Genomic DNA, 17675 nt, shown 5'->3' on the forward strand with positions numbered 1-17675 from the left:
GAGTTTCCGGCCGATGGCCTCAGGCGATCGGACGCGCCTTCAGGAGATCGCGGATTTCGGCGAGAAGCTGCACGTCCTCCGCCGGCGGGGCGGCCTCGACGGCCTTTTCCTTCTCGAGAGAGGAACGCATGCGATTCACGCCCTTGATCATCAGGAAAATGATCCATGCGAGAATGAGGAAGTTGATGAAGACGGTGATGAAATTGCCGTAAGCGAAAACCGCGCCCTGCTCGCGGGCGGCCGCAAGCGAGGTCGCCGTCACATTGCTCGAAAGCGCAATGAAGTAGTTCGAGAAATCGAAGCCGCCGCCCGTCAGCGCGCCGACGATAGGCATGACCAGATCATTGACGACGGAATCGACGATCTTGTTGAAGGCCGCGCCGATAATGACGCCCACCGCCAGGTCCATGACATTGCCGCGGGCGATAAATTCCTTGAACTCGTTGAGCATGAGGGTCTCCTGTTGCTGCGAGGCGCCTGCAAAGCTAATCCAGTTTTCCGATCAGGAAAAGCTGGCAAAAGACAGTCTTTTCAACTTATGCACGATCAAGGGCGAACAAGGGCTCAGGCGTCATTTCCGTCAGGTCTTCTGCGGGACCGCATCCTCGCTGGAGGGCGTGTCGTCCCCGCCGCCCTCGAGGCCCTTCACGATCCCCATGAACGTCCGCATCATTTTCTCCATGATGCTCATGGTGCGGTCGATCTCTTCATCGGTGGGAAGTCGCGCTTTGGCATCCGCCGAGGCCGCGACGGCCTTTTCCAGCGCCTCGACGCGGTCCGTCAACCGCTCGAGCTCCGCTTCGAAGGCCGCCCTCTCGTCTGCCGCCATGCGGCAGGCGATCTGCCCGTCCCGTTCGCGGCAAAGCGACATCTCACCGGTCGCCGTATCCAGACGCAGGATACCGTCCCCGGTCTTCTCCATGCGATAGCGGCCTTCGCCCCCGGCGGCGGCCGGATCCGTCGCGGCGAGGATCAGCATGACAAGCGACAGGGAAAGAATTCGCATCAAAGTCCTCCAAAACCCGGCGGTGGCCGGCATCAACGGTAGACATTCGCAGCCCGTTGCGGCAAGCGCTTGCGGTAGAAAGCGCAAGCATCGGGAAGCAGGCCATGTCCAATGTAGTCTACAAGATCGTTCCGGCCAGTCTGTGGCGGCAGGCGCAACAGGCCGGCTTTTTCGCCGGAGCCCCGGTGGACCTTGCCGACGGCTTCATCCACTTCTCGACGGCAATGCAGGTTTCCGAGACCGCCGCCCGTCATTTTGCCGGACAGGAGGATCTGCGGCTCATTGCCGTGGACGCCGGAGCGCTCGGCGACGGATTACGGTTCGAGCCATCGCGCGGCGGCGATCTCTTCCCCCACCTCTACGCCACGCTTCCCCTTTCCGCGGTGCTATGGGAAAAGCCGCTGCCGCTCGGCAAGGACGGCCTCCACCGCTTCCCGGAGATGCCCGCATGATGTCGCTGCTCTCCGCTCTCGGCCGCAAGGGCCTGTTCCTGCTCGATCCGGAAACGGCGCACGGGCTTTCGATCGCCGCCCTGAAGGCGGGCATCGTTCCGGCCTGCCCGCCGCCGGCCGATCCGCGTCTCGCCCGGACGGTGGCCAATCTCTCCTTTGCCAATCCGCTCGGCATCGCCGCCGGCTATGACAAGAATGCCGAGGTGCCGGAAGCGCTGATCCGGCTCGGCTTCGGCTTCGCCGAGGTCGGCACGCTGACGCCGCTCCCGCAGCCCGGCAATCCGAAGCCCCGTATCTTCCGCCTCGTCGAGGACGAGGCGGTCATCAACCGGCTCGGTTTCAACAACGGCGGCCATGCGGCGGCGCTCGCGCGCCTTCGCGCCTGCCGGCCCGATGCGCTGATCGGCGTCAACATCGGCGCCAACAAGGACAGCGCCGATCGCATTGCGGATTATGTGGCGGGCATCCGCGCCTTCTACGGCGTCGCGCGCTATTTCACCGCCAATATCTCCTCTCCCAACACGCCGGGCCTGCGCGATCTTCAGGCTCGCGAAAGCCTCGACGCGCTGCTTTCCGCCGTTCTTTCAGCGCGCGCCGAAGAAGCCGCGCGGGGCGGCCGGCACGTTCCCGTCTTCCTGAAGATCGCGCCGGATCTCACCGAAGAAGGGCTGGACGACATCGCCGACCTGGCGCTTTCGCATCCCCTCGACGGTCTCATCGTCTCCAACACGACGCTGTCCCGCGAAGGCCTTGGCGACCGCCGCCTGGCCGGCGAAGCGGGCGGACTTTCCGGCAAGCCGCTGTTTGAAAAATCCACGACCGTGCTGGCGAAAATGCGCCGGCGCGTCGGCGAAACCCTGCCGATCATCGGGGTCGGCGGCATTTCCTCGGCGGAAACGGCGGCGGAGAAAATCCGCGCCGGGGCCGATCTCGTCCAACTTTATTCCTGCATGGTCTATGCGGGGCCGGATCTGCCGGCTAGAATAATTACCGGCCTCGTGCGGCTTTGCGACCGGGATGGGCTATCTTCCATCCGCGATATCCGCGACAGCCGCGTCGCCCATTGGGCGGACCGGCCGATCTGACCCGGGCGGAACCAAAAACCCCGCTTCGGGTTTTCCCGATGCGGATGACGTGTCTGGCCTGTGCCGGCACCCTCGTCGACCAGACCAGCACTGATCCCGTCTAACGGCCAAAAAGGCCAGGAAGGGACTGAAAATGCAAACGAACGAGGAACGTATCCGGCAAAGAGCCTATGAAATCTGGGAGGCCGAAGGGCGTCCCGAAGGCCGGGAATACAGTCGCTGGCTGCGCGCGCGCAGCGAGATCGCGCAGGCGGACGCCGGTATCGCCGACCGGGTGCAAGACGCGCCGCCCAGCGACCGGACGGACTGGCTGGACTGGTCCGCCCTTGCCGGCATGCGGCGATGGCGCCCGACGCTCGCCTGACAGGCAGCGAAGCAGCCGGGCCGGGCCTGGAGTATTTCCAGCCGGATCACGATCGCTCCGGCGCCGGATAATGCGGCGAGAACAATAGACGAGACCAACCCCGGCGAACCGGATTTCGCCGGGGTTGGTCTATCTCTTCGGTTTTCCGCAATACCGGACGGAAAACCGCTTCGCACTTTTCCTGGAATTGCTCTATCTCTTTGTTTTTCCGCAATGCCGGACGGAAAACCGCTTCGCACTTTTCCTGGAATTGCTCTAGCCCCGGCCCGGCGCAAGGATGAAGCGGCGCTCCGCCAGCGCCGGCAGGCGGGAGAGCAGGAACAGCCCCCGCAGGGCAAGAAACAGGTTCAGCGACAGCCAGAGGCCCTGATTGCCGAAGAGCGGCACCAGCACGGCAAGCGCAATCGCATAACCGGCGAAGGCGGCCAGCATCATGTTGCGCATGGCCGACGACCAGGCGGCGCCGATGAAGACCCCGTCCATCTGGAAGGCGAGCGCACCCGTTATGGCCGTCAATGCCGCCCATGGCAGATGAAGTTCCGCTTCCGCCCGCACGCTTTGCGTCGTCGTCAGCAGGGCGACCACATGGGGTCCGGCCATCAGGAACAACAGCGTCGTCACGATACCGAGCCCGAAGGACCAGCCCATGGTCAGCCGGACGGCCCGGTCGAAGGCGGAGCGGTCGTTGGCTCCGAACGCCCGGCCGACGAGTTGCTCGGCGGCATTGGCGATCCCGTCGAGATAATAGCCCGCGACGAGGAAGAGGTTCATCAGCACCGCATTGGCGGCCAATACGACCGGCCCGAAGGACGCACCGATCCGCGTCATCAGGGCGAAGGCCCCGATCAGCACGAAGGTGCGGATCATGATGTCGCGATTGAGCGACAAGAGCGCCCGCAGCCGCTCCCTTGCCAGGATGTCGGACCGTTTCGGCCGGTCCCCGCCGCGAAACCGCGACAGCACCAGCATGAACCCGGCCAGCATGCCGACCGTCTCTCCCGCCACCGTCGCCCAGGCGATCCCGGCCACGCCCCAACCGGCCAGAAGCCCGAGCAGAACGGAAAGCGCGATATTGACACCATTGATCGTCGCCTGAAGAGCAAGGCCGGCGACGGCACGCCCCCGTCCCAGAAGAAAGCCGAGAAGCGTGTAGTTGGTGAGCGCCATCGGCACCGACAGGATACGGATCAGGAAATAGGTGGACGTGACCTGCGCCACGCCAGCCGACGGCGCCATGATGAAGAGGCCCGCCACATGCAGCAATGGCGACAGCAGCACGATCGCCAGGCCGCAGGCGACGGCAAGCACCAGCGAGCGCCAGAAGATCGCCTCCTCCTCCCGCCGGTCGCCGCAGCCGAAAGCCTGCGCCACAAGGCCGGTCGTCGACGCGCGCAGGAAATTGAATGTCCCCAGCAGGAGATCGAAGAGTACCGCCCCGACGGCAAGCCCCGCCAGCGCATCGGGCGAGCCGAGGCGTCCGGCGACGGCCGTGCCGGTCAGCCCCATCAGCGGTGTCGTGAGGAAACCCAGCGTCATCGGCACCGAGATCGACAGCACCAGCCGATGCGTCACTTCGAAAGAACCGGCGGCGTCGGAAGAACGCGCCTTCTTCACCCCGCAAGCACCATCGCCCAATAGGGACGATTACCGGACGCGGGATCGGATACCACCGCCACGCCAAGCCCGCGATAATGCGCCCCCAGCATATTCTCCAGATGTTTCGGCGAGCGATACCAGGCGTCGAAGGCTTTGGCGGCGCTATCCTGCCCGGCGGCGATATTCTCGGCGGCCGGCAGCGTCACCCCCATGCTCTTCATGCGCGCGGGAAAACTCGCGCCAATCCCGATCACATGCTCCATCCGCCCGCTGGCGGCCATGCGGCGCGCCTGTTCCAGCGCCGCGCGGCGGGCGGCCGGATCGGCGGAGAGCGCCGGCAGCCCCTTTTCGGCGCGCAGCCGATTGACGAGGGCAAGGGTGGCCGCCGTCTCGTCGCGGCCGGCGCCCGATCCCGGCCCTCGGGTGTTGCAACCGGCGGCGGCGGCCAGCGCAAGCGCGGCCGAACCGGCGAGAAAGGCGCGCCGTCCGGGACGGGCAGAAGGGAAGCGGCGATGCGGCATGATCAGCGCCTGTAGCTCAAAAGGCGGATCAGCAGGAAGATCGGCACGACGATGACCGCGCCCAGCAACAGATAGTCGCCGACCCGGCCGAGTGCTGCGAAACCCTTATGCCAGACGTCCAGAACGAAATTGCGCGCCATGTAGAGGATATCGTCCGGATAGAGGCCGAAAACCGACATGAGGAAGCCCGCGGCCACCGAGAGGATGACGAGCTTGATGAAAATGCGCAGCGGCGTATCGCCGAGAAACCGGTTCACTCCGTCCGACATGCCCTGATTCTCCTGATGATCGTTTCCCCTCCAGATAAGCCGACGCTTCCCTTCCGGCAAGCCGCCCGACGATGACGGCGATCGCTTGCGCTTTTCCTGAAAAAACCGCTTGCCTTTTGCCGTAGCCTGGAAAAATATCCGCCAGTTCCACCGCTCCGGCTTCCTCGCCTATGGCACGACACCCATTTTCCTCCGGCGATCCCGTTGCGGACCGTCGGGCCGATTACGCCCGCATGCTGGCCGAATCCAAACACCATGCGGAAGCCGCGGAGGTGATGACGCAAGCGCTGGAGCAAGCGCCCGCCTGGGCTGCCGGCTGGTTCCAGCTTGCCGACTATGCCGAGAAATCCGGCGGCAGGAAGGCGGCGATCGCCGCCCTTTCGACCGTGCTGCGGCTTGATCCGGCGGATATCTTCGGCGCCGGCCTGAAGCTCGCGCTCCTCGGCGCCACCAGCCCGCCCGCCGTCCCGCCGGCCGGCTATGTCGAGCGGCTTTTCGACGACTATGCCGCCCGCTTCGATACCGCTCTCGTCGAGCGCCTCGCCTATACCGTCCCGGAAAAGCTTGCGGCGCTCATCCTCGATCACGCCGGAGCGACGGCCCACTTTCCCGTCGTGACGGACCTCGGCTGCGGCACCGGCCTGTTCGGCCAGCGCATCCGCTCCCATGCCGGCACGCTCGAAGGCTTCGACCTTTCAACCAATATGCTTGCGCAAGCGGCGGAAAAGGCGGTTTACGACCGGCTCGCCAAAGCCGATCTCTCACGTCCGGCGGCCGAAAGCGGTCTTTTCGGGCCCGGTGTGCCGGAAGGACGCTGCGACCTGGCAACGGCCGCCGATGTCCTGATCTATCTCGGCGACCTGCACGACATTTTCCCGAGCGTCGCGCGGCTGCTCCGGCCCGGCGGGCTTTTCGCGTTTTCCCTGGAGGACGGCGGCGAGGCTTCCGGCCCGGTGCTTCGGCCCTCGCTGCGTTATGCCCACCCCGCCGCCTTCATCCGCCAACTGGCGGCGGAAAACGGCTTTGCGATCCTCGCTTGCCGCTGCGAAGTGATCCGCATGGATGCAGGCGCCCCGGTATCCGGCCTTCTCTTCCTCGCCCGCCACGGCGAGGACGTCCTGTCGGCAGCCTGCGCGGCCTGATCGCCGACGATGGCGATGCGGACCCGTCGAAATCAGGCTGTATCGACCGGATGTTGCGAGCGAAAACTCACGGCCACACGGTTCCAGACGTTGATCGTGGCGATGGCGACCGTGATGTTGACGATTTCCGCCTCATCGAAATGCGCCTTCAGCGGCTCGTAGGCAGAATCCGGCGCGCCGGTATCGGCAAGACGGGTCACCGCTTCCGTCCACTCCAGGACGGCGCGTTCGCGGTCGCTATAGACCGGCGATTCGCGCCAGACGGACAGAAGGTTGATCCACTGTTCCGACAGCCCGTCGCGGCGCGCTTCCTTGACATGCATATCGACGCAATAGGCGCAGCCGTTGATCTGCGATGCGCGCAGCTTGATGAGATGGATCAGATGCGGGTCGAGCCCGGAGGATTTCGCGACATAGTTTTCCAATCCAAGCACCGCCTTATAGGCGGCGGGCTGGACGCTGGCGGCGTTCAAGCGTTCTTTCATGGGGTCTTCTCCTCTTTGTGGCGACGGTCAGCGAAGCCGACCGGCTTCCTGTTTGCGCTCATGGATGGCGAGGAAGGCGCAGCTGCGGGCCGCGATGGCGGACGCATCGGCATCACGCCCCACGTCCGTAAGAATATCGGCGATGGTCACGCGCCGCAGTTCCGCCCGATAGGCCTGTTCGGCGCGCTGCATGGCGCTGTTGATCGCACAGGGCCGCAGAGGCTTTCCCGGTAGCGGGTTCGGCCCGCGCTGGCGGATTTCCAGACAGCGGAACGCCGGTTCCGGTCCCTCGACGGCGAGAACGATATCGAGCAGAGAGATATTTCCGACCGGGCGGGCCAGCCGATAGCCGCCTTTCGGCCCCGGCTGGGTCCGCAGGATACCCGCGCCCGACAGAGCTTGCAGATGCTTCAGCAGATAGCTCGCGCGCACACCGTGAAACTCCGCAAGCGCGGCAGCCGACAAAAGCCCGTCCGGCGAAAGCTGCGCCAGCATCACCACGCTGTGGACTGCCTGTTCGACACCCTCGCCCAGTTTCAACGGGGTCTCCTTCCTATCATAGATATATTTTATCCATGATTATCGATGAAGGTCAAGCCGCATTTCTCCCCTGTCTTTCCTTTCGGCTCCGATCCGCTAGCTTGCTCGGGCGATGCGCTATTCCGAAACCACCGCCTCCGTCCTGCTGTCGCCGCCCTTTTCCGGCTGGTTCGCCGAAAAGGGCTGGCAGCCGCGCGTCCATCAGCTTGAACTGCTCGCCCGTGCCGGCCGTGGCGAAAGCCTGCTCTTGATCGCGCCGACCGGCGCGGGCAAGACGCTCGCCGGCTTTCTGCCCGCGTTGACCGATCTTGCACGGCGCGGGAAGATCCCGCCGGGCTCCCCCTTCACCGGCATTCACACGCTCTATATCTCGCCATTGAAGGCGCTCGCCGTCGATATCGAGCGCAACCTGATGAAGCCCGTCTCAGAAATGGACCTGCCCATCACCGTCGAGACGCGCACCGGCGACACGCCGCAGGCCAAGCGCCAGCGCCAGCGGCTCGCCCCACCCGATATCCTGCTGACGACGCCGGAACAGGTGGCGCTGCTGATCGCCAACGCAGAGGCTCCGCGTTTCTTCAAGGATCTGAAATACGTGATCTTCGACGAGTTGCATTCGCTCGTCACATCGAAGCGTGGGCATCTGCTTTCGCTCGGGCTTTCACGGCTGCGGCAGCTCGCACCGCGCCTTTCGACCATCGGCCTGTCGGCCACCGTCGCCGAACCGATGGAACTGCGCCGCTGGCTCGTCGGACAAGAGGCCGGCGAAGAGCGCCATGCCGGCCTCGTCATCGCCCCCGGCGGAGCGAAACCGGTCATCACCATTCTGAAAAGCAGGGAACACGTTCCCTGGTCCGGCCATTCGGCGAAATACGCCATGCCGGAAGTCTACGAAGCGATCCGCGCGCACCGGACGACCCTGCTTTTCGTCAACACGCGCAGCCAGGCGGAAATCCTGTTCCAGGAACTGTGGAACATCAATGAGGATACGCTGCCGATCGCGCTGCACCACGGTTCGCTCGACGTCGGCCAGCGCCGCAAGGTGGAACAGGCGATGGCGGAAAACCGCCTTCGCGCCGTCGTCGCCACATCGACCCTCGACCTCGGCATCGACTGGGGCGACGTCGATCTCGTCATCCATGTCGGCGCGCCGAAAGGGGCGTCGCGGCTCGCCCAGCGCATCGGCCGCGCCAACCACCGCATGGACGAGCCCAGCCGCGCCATCCTCGTTCCCGCCAACCGGTTCGAGGTGATGGAATGCCAGGCTGCGCTCGACGCCAACTACATCGGCGCACAGGATACACCGCCCGTCGGCGAAGGAACGCTCGACGTGCTGGCCCAGCATGTCCTCGGCATGGCCTGCGCCGCGCCCTTCGACGAGGACGCGCTCTATCGCGAAATCGTCTCGGCCGCGCCCTACAGCGGACTTCCGCGGGAAAAATTCCGCCGCATCGTCGACTTCGTGGCGACGGGCGGCTATGCGCTGAAGACCTACGAGCGCTACGCCCGCATCCGCCGCACGACGGAAGGACTGTGGCGGATCTCCAATCCGCGGGTGGCGCAGCAGTACCGGCTCAATCTCGGAACCATCGTCGAAATGCCGATGCTCAACGTGCGCATGGTCAAGCGCGGTTCCAAGGGGGCCGCCAGACGCGGCGGAGCCTCGCTTGGAAAGGTGGAGGAATATTTCCTCGAAATGCTCGCGCCGGGCGATACGTTCCTGTTTTCCGGCAAGGTGCTGCGCTTCGAGGGCATTCGCGAGAACGAATGCCTCGTTTCCCAGGCCTTCTCACTCGATCCCAAAGTCCCCTCCTACGCCGGCGGAAAATTCCCGCTGTCGACCTATCTCGCCGCAAGCGTGCGGGACATGCTGGACGATCCGGCGCGCTGGGGAGCGCTGCCGGAACAGGTGCGCGACTGGCTTGCGCTGCAACGCGACGTCTCCGCGCTTCCCCGGCGCGACGAATTGCTGATCGAGACCTTTCCGCGCGGCAGCCGGCACTACATGGTGGCCTATCCCTTCGAGGGACGGCTTGCGCATCAGACGCTCGGCATGCTGCTGACACGACGGCTGGAGCGCGCCGGCCGCCGGCCGCTCGGCTTCGTCGCCACCGACTATTCGCTGGCGGTCTGGGCGCTCGACGACCTCGGCTACGCCTTTGCCGCCGGGCGGCCCGCCCTTTCCGACCTCTTCGACGAGGACATGCTGGGCGACGATCTCGAAGCCTGGCTCGACGAAAGTTTCATGCTCAAGCGCACCTTCCGCAATTGCGCCGTGATTGCAGGGCTCATCGAGCAGCGCCACCCGGGCAAGGAAAAGACCGGGCGGCAGGTCACGGTCTCCGCCGACCTCATCTATGACGTGCTCAGGAGCCACGAGCCGGATCACATCCTGCTGGAGGCCACACGCAACGATGCGGCGGCGGGACTTTTGGATATTCGGCGATTGGGCGATATGCTTTTGCGAATCAAGGACCGTATCACGCATCGTCGGCTCGACCGCATCTCGCCGCTCGCCGTGCCGATCATGCTGGAAATCGGCAAGGAACCGGTGGCCGGCGAGGCGCAGGATTTCCTGCTCGCGGAAGCGGCGGACGAGTTGCTCGCCGAAGCCATCGGCAAGGACCCGACACAGGACAGGTAATGCAGAGGCTGACGCTGGCATCGGCGGACATACAGGACTGCGGCTCCCTCTCCGCTCGCACGGCCGTTGCCGGCGTCGACGCGGTCTGCGATCCGCTCGGCGCGCTCTATCTGCCGCAGACACGGCTGCTCGTCGTCTCCGACCTGCATCTGGAAAAAGGCGCGGCCTTCGCCCGGCGCGGCATGATGCTGCCGCCCTACGATACGCTGGCGACACTGAAGGTTCTCGAAGCCGCCGTCGACCGGTACGATCCGGCGATCGTCGTCAGCCTCGGCGACAATTTCCACGACCGGACGGGCTCGGCCCATCTGCCGGAAATCTTCCGGGCAAGGCTCACGCAGCTGGCGCGCGGACGCGACTGGATCTGGATCAATGGCAATCATGATCCGGACGGCGTTACCGGCCTGCCGGGACAATCGGCCGACGAACTGCACTTTGCCGGGCTCGCTTTCCGCCACGAACCCTCACTGCTTTCCCCTGCCGGGGAGATCGCCGGCCACCTGCATCCGCTCGCCACCGTCATCCGGCGGGGAAAGGCGGTGCGACGGGCCTGTTTCGCCACCGACGGCCAGCGCCTGCTGATGCCGGCCTTCGGCCTGATGAGCGGCGGGCTCGATCTGCGCCACAAGGCGATGACGGGACTGTTCGAACGAGCGAGGCTGGTGGCCCATCTGCTCGGTCGCGACCGGATCTATTCGGTCCGTTTCGCCAATCTCATCGGCTGAGGCGACCCTCGCCGCGCGAAGCCCCGGCCGCCTCGGGAGCGCCCGGACATCCTTACCGGATGGCCGTCAGGATGCGGCGTCCTGTTCGACGGCATTGACCGTGAGGCGATGCTCGCGTCCGTCACGCGCCGTCCAGGCGATGGACTGGCCCGGCGACAGCCCGATCAGGGCCGTGCCGATCGGCGTCAGGATCGAGACCTTGCCGGCGGAGATTTCCGCTTCGCCCGGATAGACCAGGATGACCCGGCGCGTCTGGCCGTCCCCGGTCGCATATTCAACGGCCGAGCCCATCTGCGCCGTGTCCTTCGGCACCTTCGCGCCCGGTCGCACGGTGGCGCGCTCCAGTTCGCCGATCAGGGCTTCGGCAAGATCGGGGGCGTTGTCGTAGAGGCTGTCGGCCAGACGCATCAGCCGGGCGTGATCTTCTTCGCTGATTACGATGCGGGGCTTGGCCTGACCGGCGCGCGGACGCGCCGAAGGTGCGGAGTTCGTCATTTCGAATGCCTTCCGGTATGGCTCCCGGTGGAGCCTCGTCGGGCGGCGCGCTCCTGCGCAAACCGCTCCTGATGTTTTTGAACGATGGAAAGAACGCGTCCCCCCGCATCCCGACAGATGTCGCGACCCGGGGGCTAGCCTCCTGCGATGGGAGACACCCGGAAAAAGCCCCTCGCGGGCATAGGGTGAAACGAACGGTTCATATTAACAACCAAGCGATGACGAGGGCAAATGTCAAGACGATGATATACCGAAGCCCGAATCCGCCGCGGAAAATCGTCCCGCGCAGCCCTGCGCCGGACACATGAGCGGACATCCGGGTGCGGAAAGGCCGGACCGCCTAATCCTTCCGGAACACGATACTTGCAATCCATCCCGTCACGACGGCGAGGATGACGGCGAAGATGCCATAGGCGGTTGCGTTCTCATAGGCGGCATTCGAGATCATCTGTTCGATGCCGGTCTTCATGACCCGCAGGGGCAAAGCCTTTTCGGAGATGAAGACGCCATCGCGGAAAAGATGGGCGCGCACCATATGGGTGCCGTTGGGCACGCTTGCCGGCAGCCGCACGGTGGCCTTGAACAGGCTGGCGCTGATGAACTGCACGCCGCCGGGATCACGCTGATAAAAGCCGCCGGCCTCCTTGAGGCGGCGGAAGGCGTCACGGAATTCCGTCAGGTTGCTGCCATCGCCGAAATAGCCGGTCGGCGACAGACGGATGTGCTGGATGCCGATCCCGAGACTGTTGAGTTCGCCGTCCGGCGCGATGGTCTCCACGTCGCGGGTGCTCGACAGCGAATAGGATTCCGGCACCAGTTCGAAGGTCATGGAATGGCGGTTGACCCAGATGCCGAAAAACCGCTCCTTCTTGCGCACGGTGGCGTCGTCCTTCGGTCCCTCGAGCGCCACCACGACACCGTATTTTCCCTGCGCGAGCAGGTCCGGATCGTAGCCCTCGATCGCTCCGAAGATGGTGAGATCGACGCCGCGGAAATCGGAGGAGATGGCGATCTCGTCGGTGGAGACGCCGATCTCCAGCTTCTCGGGATGCTCGAAACGGGCGTTTTCCAGCGCGCCGGCGGCGGCAGGCGCAAGAAGGCCTGCGGCAAGCGTCAGGACAGCGGCGGCCCGCCTCATCGGTAGATCCTTTCGCTGACCACCGAATAGATGTCGCCGGGGGTGGCGACGAGATCGACGGCCAGACGCGCGCCGACAGCCAGCACCAGCAGCGCCAGCAGCGCGCGCAACTGTTCCCCGCGCAGCTTCTGGCCGATGCGCACGCCGTATTGCGCGCCGATCACCCCGGCCACCATCAGGATGAAGGCGAGAACGATGTCGACGGCATGGTTCATCGTGGCCTGCACGACGGTCGTATAGGCGGTGACGAAGATGATCTGGAACAACGAGGTGCCGACGACGACGCTGGTGGGGATGCGCAGGAGATAGATCATGGCCGGGACCATGATGAAGCCGCCGCCGACGCCCATGATGGAGGTCAGAACGCCGATGGCGAAGCCCAGTCCGACCACCGGAATGATGCTGAGATAGATCCTGGACTTCTTGAAGCGCATTTTCAGCGGCAGGCGATGCACCCAGTTGTGCTGGCCGGGCCGGCGCAGCGAGACCGGACGGTTCTGCGCGGCGCGGCGCAGGGCCCGCAGGCTCTCAAGCAGCATCAGCGTACCCACGGCGCCGAGCAGGACGACGTAGAGCAGCGAGATGACCAGATCCAGCTGGCCGATGCGGCGCAGCAGCGAGAACAGCCAGATGCCGGCCGTCGCCCCGGCGAGGCCGCCAAGGAGCAGCACGACGCCGAGCCTGACATCGAGCGTGCCGCGCCGGAAATGCGACAATGCGCCCGACATGGAGGACGCCACGACCTGATTGGCGCCCGTCGCCACCGCCACTACCGGCGGGATGTTGTAGAAGATCAGAAGCGGGGTGATCAGAAAGCCGCCGCCGACGCCGAACATCCCCGACAGGAAACCGACCGCAGCGCCCATGCCGAGAATGATGAAAACATTCACCGAAAGCTCAGCTATGGGTAGATAAACGGTCACAATCAAACCCCGAGTGCAAAGGGCCCGCCGCGGGCCCCGTATCCGGCCGTGCCTTTCGCCCTTTCCGTGCCTGCGGGTCACCGTCAGGGCGCGGCGGATACGGATTGGCGCGCCCCGCCGCGAGAGGATCACCCCCGCCGGCTGGTCGCGCCTCGCATCCTGCAAGGTTCGTCGCCAATCATTTCGACCTGTGGACGATGACGTCCTCAAGAACGCGTATCATACTGGGCCGACATATGGTTTTTCTATGAAGCGTCATGCCCGCGGGCTGTGGATAAGTCAACCGGCGGGCAATATTTTACCCCCCGCCGCCGGCTGCCGCATCAATCCTGCTTGCCATTACGCTTCAGAAGCTCGGTGACCAGCGCATCATCGATCTCGCCGGTTTGCGGTTGTCCCACCGATTTCTGGAACGCCTTGATGGCGGCCTCGGTCCTGCGGCCCATCCGGCCGTCGGGCGGTCCGGCGTCGAAACCGTCGTTGTTGAGGATCGCCTGGATGTTGCGGATCGCCTTCTCCACGTCGACCGACGCGGTCTTGACCGGCGCTCCGACCCAGGCGTCCGGCACATCGGCATCGTTCGCACCGTCGTCCAGCGGCTGCGGCGTCCAGAGATCGACTTTTGCCTTGGCGTTCGAAAGCTGCTCGGGGCGCATGGCGTTCGCCACCTCGTCGCGCTTCTGCGCGGCGTCGGTGTCGCCATCCCGGGCGGCGATGGCGAACCACTTGTAGGATTCCTCGAGATCCTGCTTCACGCCGTTGCCGCGCGCATAGAGGATGGCCAGATTGAACTGGCTGTCGCGGACGCCGAGGTCCGAGGCCTGCTGGAACCATCTGGCGGCGCCGGTGAAATCCGGGGTGGCATTGCCGATGCCGGTGGCCAGCAGCACGGCGAGGTTGTGCATCGCACTCGCATTGCCCCTCTGCGCCGCCTTTTCGTAAAGATCGCGGGCGCGGGAAAGGTCGCGTTCGACGCCCTGCCCCTTCTCGTAGAGATTGGCCAGCCGGTATTGCGCCGGCGCGAAATCGCGGGCAGCCGAAAGTTCGTACCAGCGGGCCGCTTCGGCGAGATCGATTTCCACACCCCGGCCTTCCGTATAGCGCGCGCCCACCTCGAAAAGCGCCAGCGGATCGCCATCCGTCGCCGCCAGCGCGAGTTCGGGCGGCGAGATGGCCTGCGGAACGACGATGGGACCACTGGCATCAGCCTCCGCCGGATCGACCGGGATCGGCTCATAGCCGGCCGTGTCGTCGAGCGCGGCAGCGGCATCCGGGCCGGCATCGGGCACAGCAGCGGCCTGCGCATCGGTTTCCACCCCGCCATCGATGACATTCGTGAAACCATCCGTCATTTCATCGCTTGCGGAAGCCGTCGCCGCACGGGTCGCCGGCTCCGGCTCATCGGCCGGAATTTCCGCAACGGGCGCGGCATCCGACGGTGCGGAAGTCCGGGCGGCGACCTCTTCCGTCACAGCCGGCGCAGCGTCGTCCTTCACCAGCGTGCTGACCAGCGGATAGGACATCAGGGCCAGCAGCACCGCGCCGACGGCCAGCAGGATCGGCCGACGATGGCGGGAGAAGGCGGACACGGACTTGCCAGCCCCGTCCTGCTCGTCCTTCCGCACCGGGGCGACAGCCGCCGTATCGGTCTCCTCGGCCGCCATGCGGGCGGCGCGGCGAGCGGCGGCGATGAAATCCGCCTTGTCGGCCCCGCCGGCCGTTCCGGCGCGCGTCCCTGCGGCCTGGTTTGCCCGGACCCGTTCGAGAATGCGACGAACGTCCGGCGCGCCGGAGCCCGGCTCCAGCAGCTGGTTGGCGTCTTCCGGGGCGAGTTCGTCGGAAGGATCGATGGAAGGCACCGGATCGATCTGCCGGCGCTCGAGGGCGGGCGCAGGCTCGCGTCGGCCCGGAACGAAACGGCGCTTGAGGCCGGCAAACAGGCCCGGCTTTTCCGGCGGCCCGCCGGCCGCGGCGTCGGCAGGCTCTATCGCCTGCCCGCCGATCAGCGGTTCGGCGAAGACCGTCGCATCGGCGGCATCCACCGCCGCGCGATGATCGTTGCCGGCCAATGGCGCGGAAATCTCCGCAGCCTCGGCGTCTCCCGCGTGTCTTCCGGCGGCGGCGTCCTCTTCCTCGAAGGGGTTCTCGTCGTCGCGCAGGTCGACGGCATCTTCACGCAGGGTCGCAAATTCGCCTGCAAATTCCATGACCGGCATTTCAGCGCGCGGCATCGTCGCCTCGCGGCGACCGAAATTTTCACGCGGCGCATCGAGCTGCTCCAGCCGTCCGGCGATCTGCACCAGCGTCTCGTGCAGCGCATCGAAAGTGCGGGCGGTGCGCTCCTCGCTCGACCGCGTGAAACCTTCCAGCGCGCGCAGGTCTTCGGCAAGCGCCGAGATCGCCTCCAGATCGGAGCCCGTCACATTGCCGGAGGGAGCCGCATGGCGATAGGCGTCCATGACCGTCTCGGCCGCATGGCGGGCGGCCTCGATGATATATTCATCATTGGTCGCCATATAGTCTTCTATGGTCGCCAGCCGATGGTCCACCTCGGACGGCATGGCCCCCGCCGCGGGCGTGCCGATCAGCGTCGAGAGATTGGCGATCTGCGCTTCGAGGCTGCGCAGCGCCTCCTGATCGCTGGCCGGCGCGCTGCCGGTCGCGTCGAGTCGGTCGGCGATCGCCGAGAGACGGCCTTCCAGATGCGAAAAACGCTCCTCCGGAAACGGACTGCCGAGCGGCGCGTCCAAGGCGTCGATACGGCGGGCGATCCCGTCGAGCCGGTCGGCGAGCTGGTCGTTGACACTGCCCTGATCGAGCGCCTCGATCTTGCGGGAGATGTCGGACAGGTAATAGGCGAGATCGTCACCGAGCGCCGGGGCCTGACGATTTTCCTCCAGCATGCGCGAGAGATCGTCGATGCGCTCTTCCAGCCGCTGGGCCGCCCGTTCCCCGGCAAGCTCCTCGATACGGCTCGACAACGCCTCCAGCCGCTGGCCGATCGCCTGATCCGGCGCGGGGCTGCGAACGAGCGTATCGAGATGGCCGGCGAGATCGGCGATGCGGTTTTCCAGCCGCTGCAACGCGGCCGCATCGGTGGCGCCGGACTGCTGCATACGGAAGCTGGCGGCGATGGCGCGGGTGATCTCGTCCAGCCGGGCATCCAGTCCCGCAAACTGCGAGACGAAGCGGCCGCTGTCGGGTTCGGCGCGGCGCGCGAGCGTATCGACGGCTTCCGCGATCGATTCGATGCGTCCCTCCAGCGCACGGATCGCCGGCGTTGCGCTGACCGCGTTGATCTGCGCCTTCAACTCGTCGAGCCGGTAGGCGAGCGCGACGAGTTCGTCCTCGCGCCCCTGATCGGAAGCGGAGATCCTTTCTTCCATGCGGCTCCAGCGATCTTCGACGCGGCGAACGGAATCCTCGCGGGCGAGCCCGTCGAGCACCGATCGTAATTCGTCGAACTCCGTACGCAGGCCATCCGTCTGGGAAGACTGGCGGCCAAGCTGGCTGATGCCGGCCGAGAGGCGATGCAGTTCCTCGCGCAGGCCATCGGTATTGCCGCGCCCTTCCGCAAGCTGACGAATGCCGCGGAATTCGTCCCGAAGCGCCTGCATCTCCCGCTCGAGGCCTTCGGCGATGTCGCTGCGAAGGTCCTGGCGCAACGAAACGAGCGCGTCGGCGATTTCCTTGACCGGCGCTTGCTCATGCCATCCGGCAAGAGCACTCCTGGCGCTCTGGCTGCTGGCATAATGATCGGACGAGCGCTGGCGCGGCGCCGGGCGCTGCTGGGCGTTGCGGTCGCGCTCGCGGCCACCCTCGATGGCCCGCTGTCGCTGCACGATCTCCGACACCGGGTCGTTGCCGAGCGGCAGGCTGCGGGCATTCTCGTAGCGGGCGGGCTCGGCAGGCGGCGGGAACCGGTCGTCGTTGCGCGACCGCATGTCCCGGCTGCCCGCCATCAATCCCTCGATACGGGCTTCCAGCCCCTCGATCGTCCGGTTCAGCGCATCCAGCGAGGACCTTTCACCATGCCGTTGCGGGTTTCGCGATCCGTTCATCTTTCGCCTCGCTTTGGCGACCCTCCGGGTCGCCGGGAGATGGATTAGACGGCGACGCCGCCGGACGGACGCCGCATCATTCCTGAAATCCGGCCGGAGGCTTCCGCCGCCCGCCACCTGTCACGCACGACACGGGAAATGCACCGTTCCCGTCTTCCCGGGCTCCGCCGTCTCAGCCGGCGAAGGGTGGTGCGGATGATTCCCGATCCCATGCCTTCAAACGCCACAA

17 protein-coding genes are annotated in these 17675 nt (G+C 65.7%); 6 read left to right on the forward strand and 11 right to left on the reverse strand.

Annotated features, from left to right (window positions below; genetic code table 11):
- Nucleotides 1-19: 19 nt before the first annotated feature.
- Both mscL and KYK29_RS15205 read right to left on the reverse strand, forming a co-directional pair.
- Nucleotides 20-451 carry a large conductance mechanosensitive channel protein MscL gene (gene mscL / locus KYK29_RS15200; protein ID WP_254691762.1) on the reverse strand — a complete coding sequence of 144 codons (432 nt, stop codon included), beginning with the start codon at nucleotides 449-451 and terminating at the stop codon, nucleotides 20-22.
- 129 nt (nucleotides 452-580) lie between these two features.
- Nucleotides 581-1006 (reverse strand): hypothetical protein, encoded by a 426-nt coding sequence (locus tag KYK29_RS15205; protein ID WP_254691763.1) that lies wholly within the window; start codon nucleotides 1004-1006, stop codon nucleotides 581-583.
- Nucleotides 1007-1110: 104 nt separating this feature from the next.
- On the opposite strand from KYK29_RS15205, the gene KYK29_RS15210 reads away from it, so the two are divergent.
- The 3 genes from KYK29_RS15210 (at nucleotide 1111) to KYK29_RS22635 (ending at nucleotide 2907) form a co-directional block, all read left to right on the forward strand.
- Nucleotides 1111-1458, forward strand: coding sequence for a DUF952 domain-containing protein (locus tag KYK29_RS15210; RefSeq protein ID WP_254691764.1), 348 nt, complete (start codon nucleotides 1111-1113; stop codon nucleotides 1456-1458).
- Complete coding sequence (locus tag KYK29_RS15215) at nucleotides 1455-2543, forward strand: quinone-dependent dihydroorotate dehydrogenase (protein ID WP_254691765.1); 1089 nt, start codon at nucleotides 1455-1457, stop codon at nucleotides 2541-2543. The genes KYK29_RS15210 and KYK29_RS15215 overlap by 4 nt, the downstream gene beginning before the upstream one ends.
- Nucleotides 2544-2676: 133 nt before the next feature.
- Nucleotides 2677-2907 (forward strand): DUF2934 domain-containing protein, encoded by a 231-nt coding sequence (locus tag KYK29_RS22635; RefSeq protein ID WP_437437258.1) that lies wholly within the window; start codon nucleotides 2677-2679, stop codon nucleotides 2905-2907.
- Between the two features lie 255 nt (nucleotides 2908-3162).
- On the opposite strand, the gene KYK29_RS15225 is transcribed toward KYK29_RS22635, so the two are convergent.
- From KYK29_RS15225 to KYK29_RS15235, 3 genes are all read right to left on the reverse strand, one after another.
- Nucleotides 3163-4443 (reverse strand): MATE family efflux transporter, encoded by a 1281-nt coding sequence (locus tag KYK29_RS15225; protein ID WP_254691877.1) that lies wholly within the window; start codon nucleotides 4441-4443, stop codon nucleotides 3163-3165.
- A gap of 74 nt (nucleotides 4444-4517) precedes the next feature.
- On the reverse strand, nucleotides 4518-5024 hold the full coding sequence (locus KYK29_RS15230; protein WP_254691766.1) for a CAP domain-containing protein: 507 nt from the start codon (nucleotides 5022-5024) through the stop codon (nucleotides 4518-4520).
- 2 nt (nucleotides 5025-5026) lie between these two features.
- Nucleotides 5027-5293 carry a DUF6460 domain-containing protein gene (locus KYK29_RS15235; RefSeq protein ID WP_254691767.1) on the reverse strand — a complete coding sequence of 89 codons (267 nt, stop codon included), beginning with the start codon at nucleotides 5291-5293 and terminating at the stop codon, nucleotides 5027-5029.
- Between the two features lie 170 nt (nucleotides 5294-5463).
- Here KYK29_RS15235 and KYK29_RS15240 point away from each other — a divergent pair, with 170 nt between their 5' ends.
- On the forward strand, nucleotides 5464-6435 hold the full coding sequence (locus KYK29_RS15240) for a class I SAM-dependent DNA methyltransferase (protein WP_254691768.1): 972 nt from the start codon (nucleotides 5464-5466) through the stop codon (nucleotides 6433-6435).
- A gap of 32 nt (nucleotides 6436-6467) precedes the next feature.
- Here KYK29_RS15240 and KYK29_RS15245 read toward each other — a convergent pair whose 3' ends face one another.
- Both KYK29_RS15245 and KYK29_RS15250 read right to left on the reverse strand, forming a co-directional pair.
- Nucleotides 6468-6920, reverse strand: a complete 453-nt coding sequence (locus KYK29_RS15245) for a carboxymuconolactone decarboxylase family protein (protein WP_254691769.1) — start codon at nucleotides 6918-6920, stop codon at nucleotides 6468-6470.
- A gap of 27 nt (nucleotides 6921-6947) precedes the next feature.
- On the reverse strand, nucleotides 6948-7460 hold the full coding sequence (locus KYK29_RS15250) for an RrF2 family transcriptional regulator (protein ID WP_254691770.1): 513 nt from the start codon (nucleotides 7458-7460) through the stop codon (nucleotides 6948-6950).
- Between the two features lie 112 nt (nucleotides 7461-7572).
- Here KYK29_RS15250 and KYK29_RS15255 point away from each other — a divergent pair, with 112 nt between their 5' ends.
- Nucleotides 7573-10104 carry a ligase-associated DNA damage response DEXH box helicase gene (locus tag KYK29_RS15255; RefSeq protein WP_254691771.1) on the forward strand — a complete coding sequence of 844 codons (2532 nt, stop codon included), beginning with the start codon at nucleotides 7573-7575 and terminating at the stop codon, nucleotides 10102-10104.
- Complete coding sequence (gene pdeM, locus KYK29_RS15260; RefSeq protein WP_254691772.1) at nucleotides 10104-10829, forward strand: ligase-associated DNA damage response endonuclease PdeM; 726 nt, start codon at nucleotides 10104-10106, stop codon at nucleotides 10827-10829. Before KYK29_RS15255 ends, pdeM begins: the two co-directional genes overlap by 1 nt.
- A 66-nt stretch (nucleotides 10830-10895) precedes the next feature.
- Here the strand turns inward: pdeM and rnk are convergent, their stop codons facing one another.
- The 4 genes from rnk to KYK29_RS15280 all read right to left on the reverse strand — a co-directional run bounded on the left by rnk (nucleotide 10896) and on the right by KYK29_RS15280 (nucleotide 17446).
- A complete protein-coding gene (rnk, locus tag KYK29_RS15265; protein WP_254691773.1) occupies nucleotides 10896-11324 on the reverse strand; it encodes a nucleoside diphosphate kinase regulator in 429 nt (142 codons plus the stop codon).
- Between the two features lie 340 nt (nucleotides 11325-11664).
- The gene (locus KYK29_RS15270) at nucleotides 11665-12462 is read right to left on the reverse strand and encodes a TIGR02186 family protein (protein ID WP_254691774.1); all 798 of its coding nucleotides are present in this window, start codon (nucleotides 12460-12462) and stop codon (nucleotides 11665-11667) included.
- Nucleotides 12459-13385, reverse strand: a complete 927-nt coding sequence (locus tag KYK29_RS15275; protein ID WP_254691775.1) for a sulfite exporter TauE/SafE family protein — start codon at nucleotides 13383-13385, stop codon at nucleotides 12459-12461. The genes KYK29_RS15270 and KYK29_RS15275 overlap by 4 nt, the downstream gene beginning before the upstream one ends.
- Before the next feature lie 323 nt (nucleotides 13386-13708).
- Nucleotides 13709-17446 carry a peptidoglycan-binding protein gene (locus KYK29_RS15280; protein ID WP_254691776.1) on the reverse strand — a complete coding sequence of 1246 codons (3738 nt, stop codon included), beginning with the start codon at nucleotides 17444-17446 and terminating at the stop codon, nucleotides 13709-13711.
- Between the last annotated feature and the right edge of the window lie 229 nt (nucleotides 17447-17675).

The organism is Shinella daejeonensis (assembly GCF_024281235.1).
Lineage (GTDB): Bacteria > Pseudomonadota > Alphaproteobacteria > Rhizobiales > Rhizobiaceae > Shinella > Shinella daejeonensis.

Excerpts from the sequence above, each read along its gene's own strand:
- KYK29_RS15280 (WP_254691776.1), bottom strand. The coding sequence starts at position 17,446 with ATGAACGGATCGCGAAACCCGCAACGGCATGGTGAAAGGTCCTCGCTG.
- KYK29_RS15255 (WP_254691771.1), top strand. The coding sequence starts at position 7,573 with ATGCGCTATTCCGAAACCACCGCCTCCGTCCTGCTGTCGCCGCCCTTT.
- KYK29_RS15210 (WP_254691764.1), top strand. The coding sequence starts at position 1,111 with ATGTCCAATGTAGTCTACAAGATCGTTCCGGCCAGTCTGTGGCGGCAG.
- pdeM (WP_254691772.1), top strand. The coding sequence starts at position 10,104 with ATGCAGAGGCTGACGCTGGCATCGGCGGACATACAGGACTGCGGCTCC.
- KYK29_RS15230 (WP_254691766.1), bottom strand. The coding sequence starts at position 5,024 with ATGCCGCATCGCCGCTTCCCTTCTGCCCGTCCCGGACGGCGCGCCTTT.
- KYK29_RS15235 (WP_254691767.1), bottom strand. The coding sequence starts at position 5,293 with ATGTCGGACGGAGTGAACCGGTTTCTCGGCGATACGCCGCTGCGCATT.
- mscL (WP_254691762.1), bottom strand. The coding sequence starts at position 451 with ATGCTCAACGAGTTCAAGGAATTTATCGCCCGCGGCAATGTCATGGAC.
- KYK29_RS15270 (WP_254691774.1), bottom strand. The coding sequence starts at position 12,462 with ATGAGGCGGGCCGCCGCTGTCCTGACGCTTGCCGCAGGCCTTCTTGCG.
- rnk (WP_254691773.1), bottom strand. The coding sequence starts at position 11,324 with ATGACGAACTCCGCACCTTCGGCGCGTCCGCGCGCCGGTCAGGCCAAG.
- KYK29_RS15240 (WP_254691768.1), top strand. The coding sequence starts at position 5,464 with ATGGCACGACACCCATTTTCCTCCGGCGATCCCGTTGCGGACCGTCGG.
- KYK29_RS15225 (WP_254691877.1), bottom strand. The coding sequence starts at position 4,443 with ATGACGCTGGGTTTCCTCACGACACCGCTGATGGGGCTGACCGGCACG.
- KYK29_RS22635 (WP_437437258.1), top strand. The coding sequence starts at position 2,677 with ATGCAAACGAACGAGGAACGTATCCGGCAAAGAGCCTATGAAATCTGG.
- KYK29_RS15215 (WP_254691765.1), top strand. The coding sequence starts at position 1,455 with ATGATGTCGCTGCTCTCCGCTCTCGGCCGCAAGGGCCTGTTCCTGCTC.
- KYK29_RS15245 (WP_254691769.1), bottom strand. The coding sequence starts at position 6,920 with ATGAAAGAACGCTTGAACGCCGCCAGCGTCCAGCCCGCCGCCTATAAG.
- KYK29_RS15205 (WP_254691763.1), bottom strand. The coding sequence starts at position 1,006 with ATGCGAATTCTTTCCCTGTCGCTTGTCATGCTGATCCTCGCCGCGACG.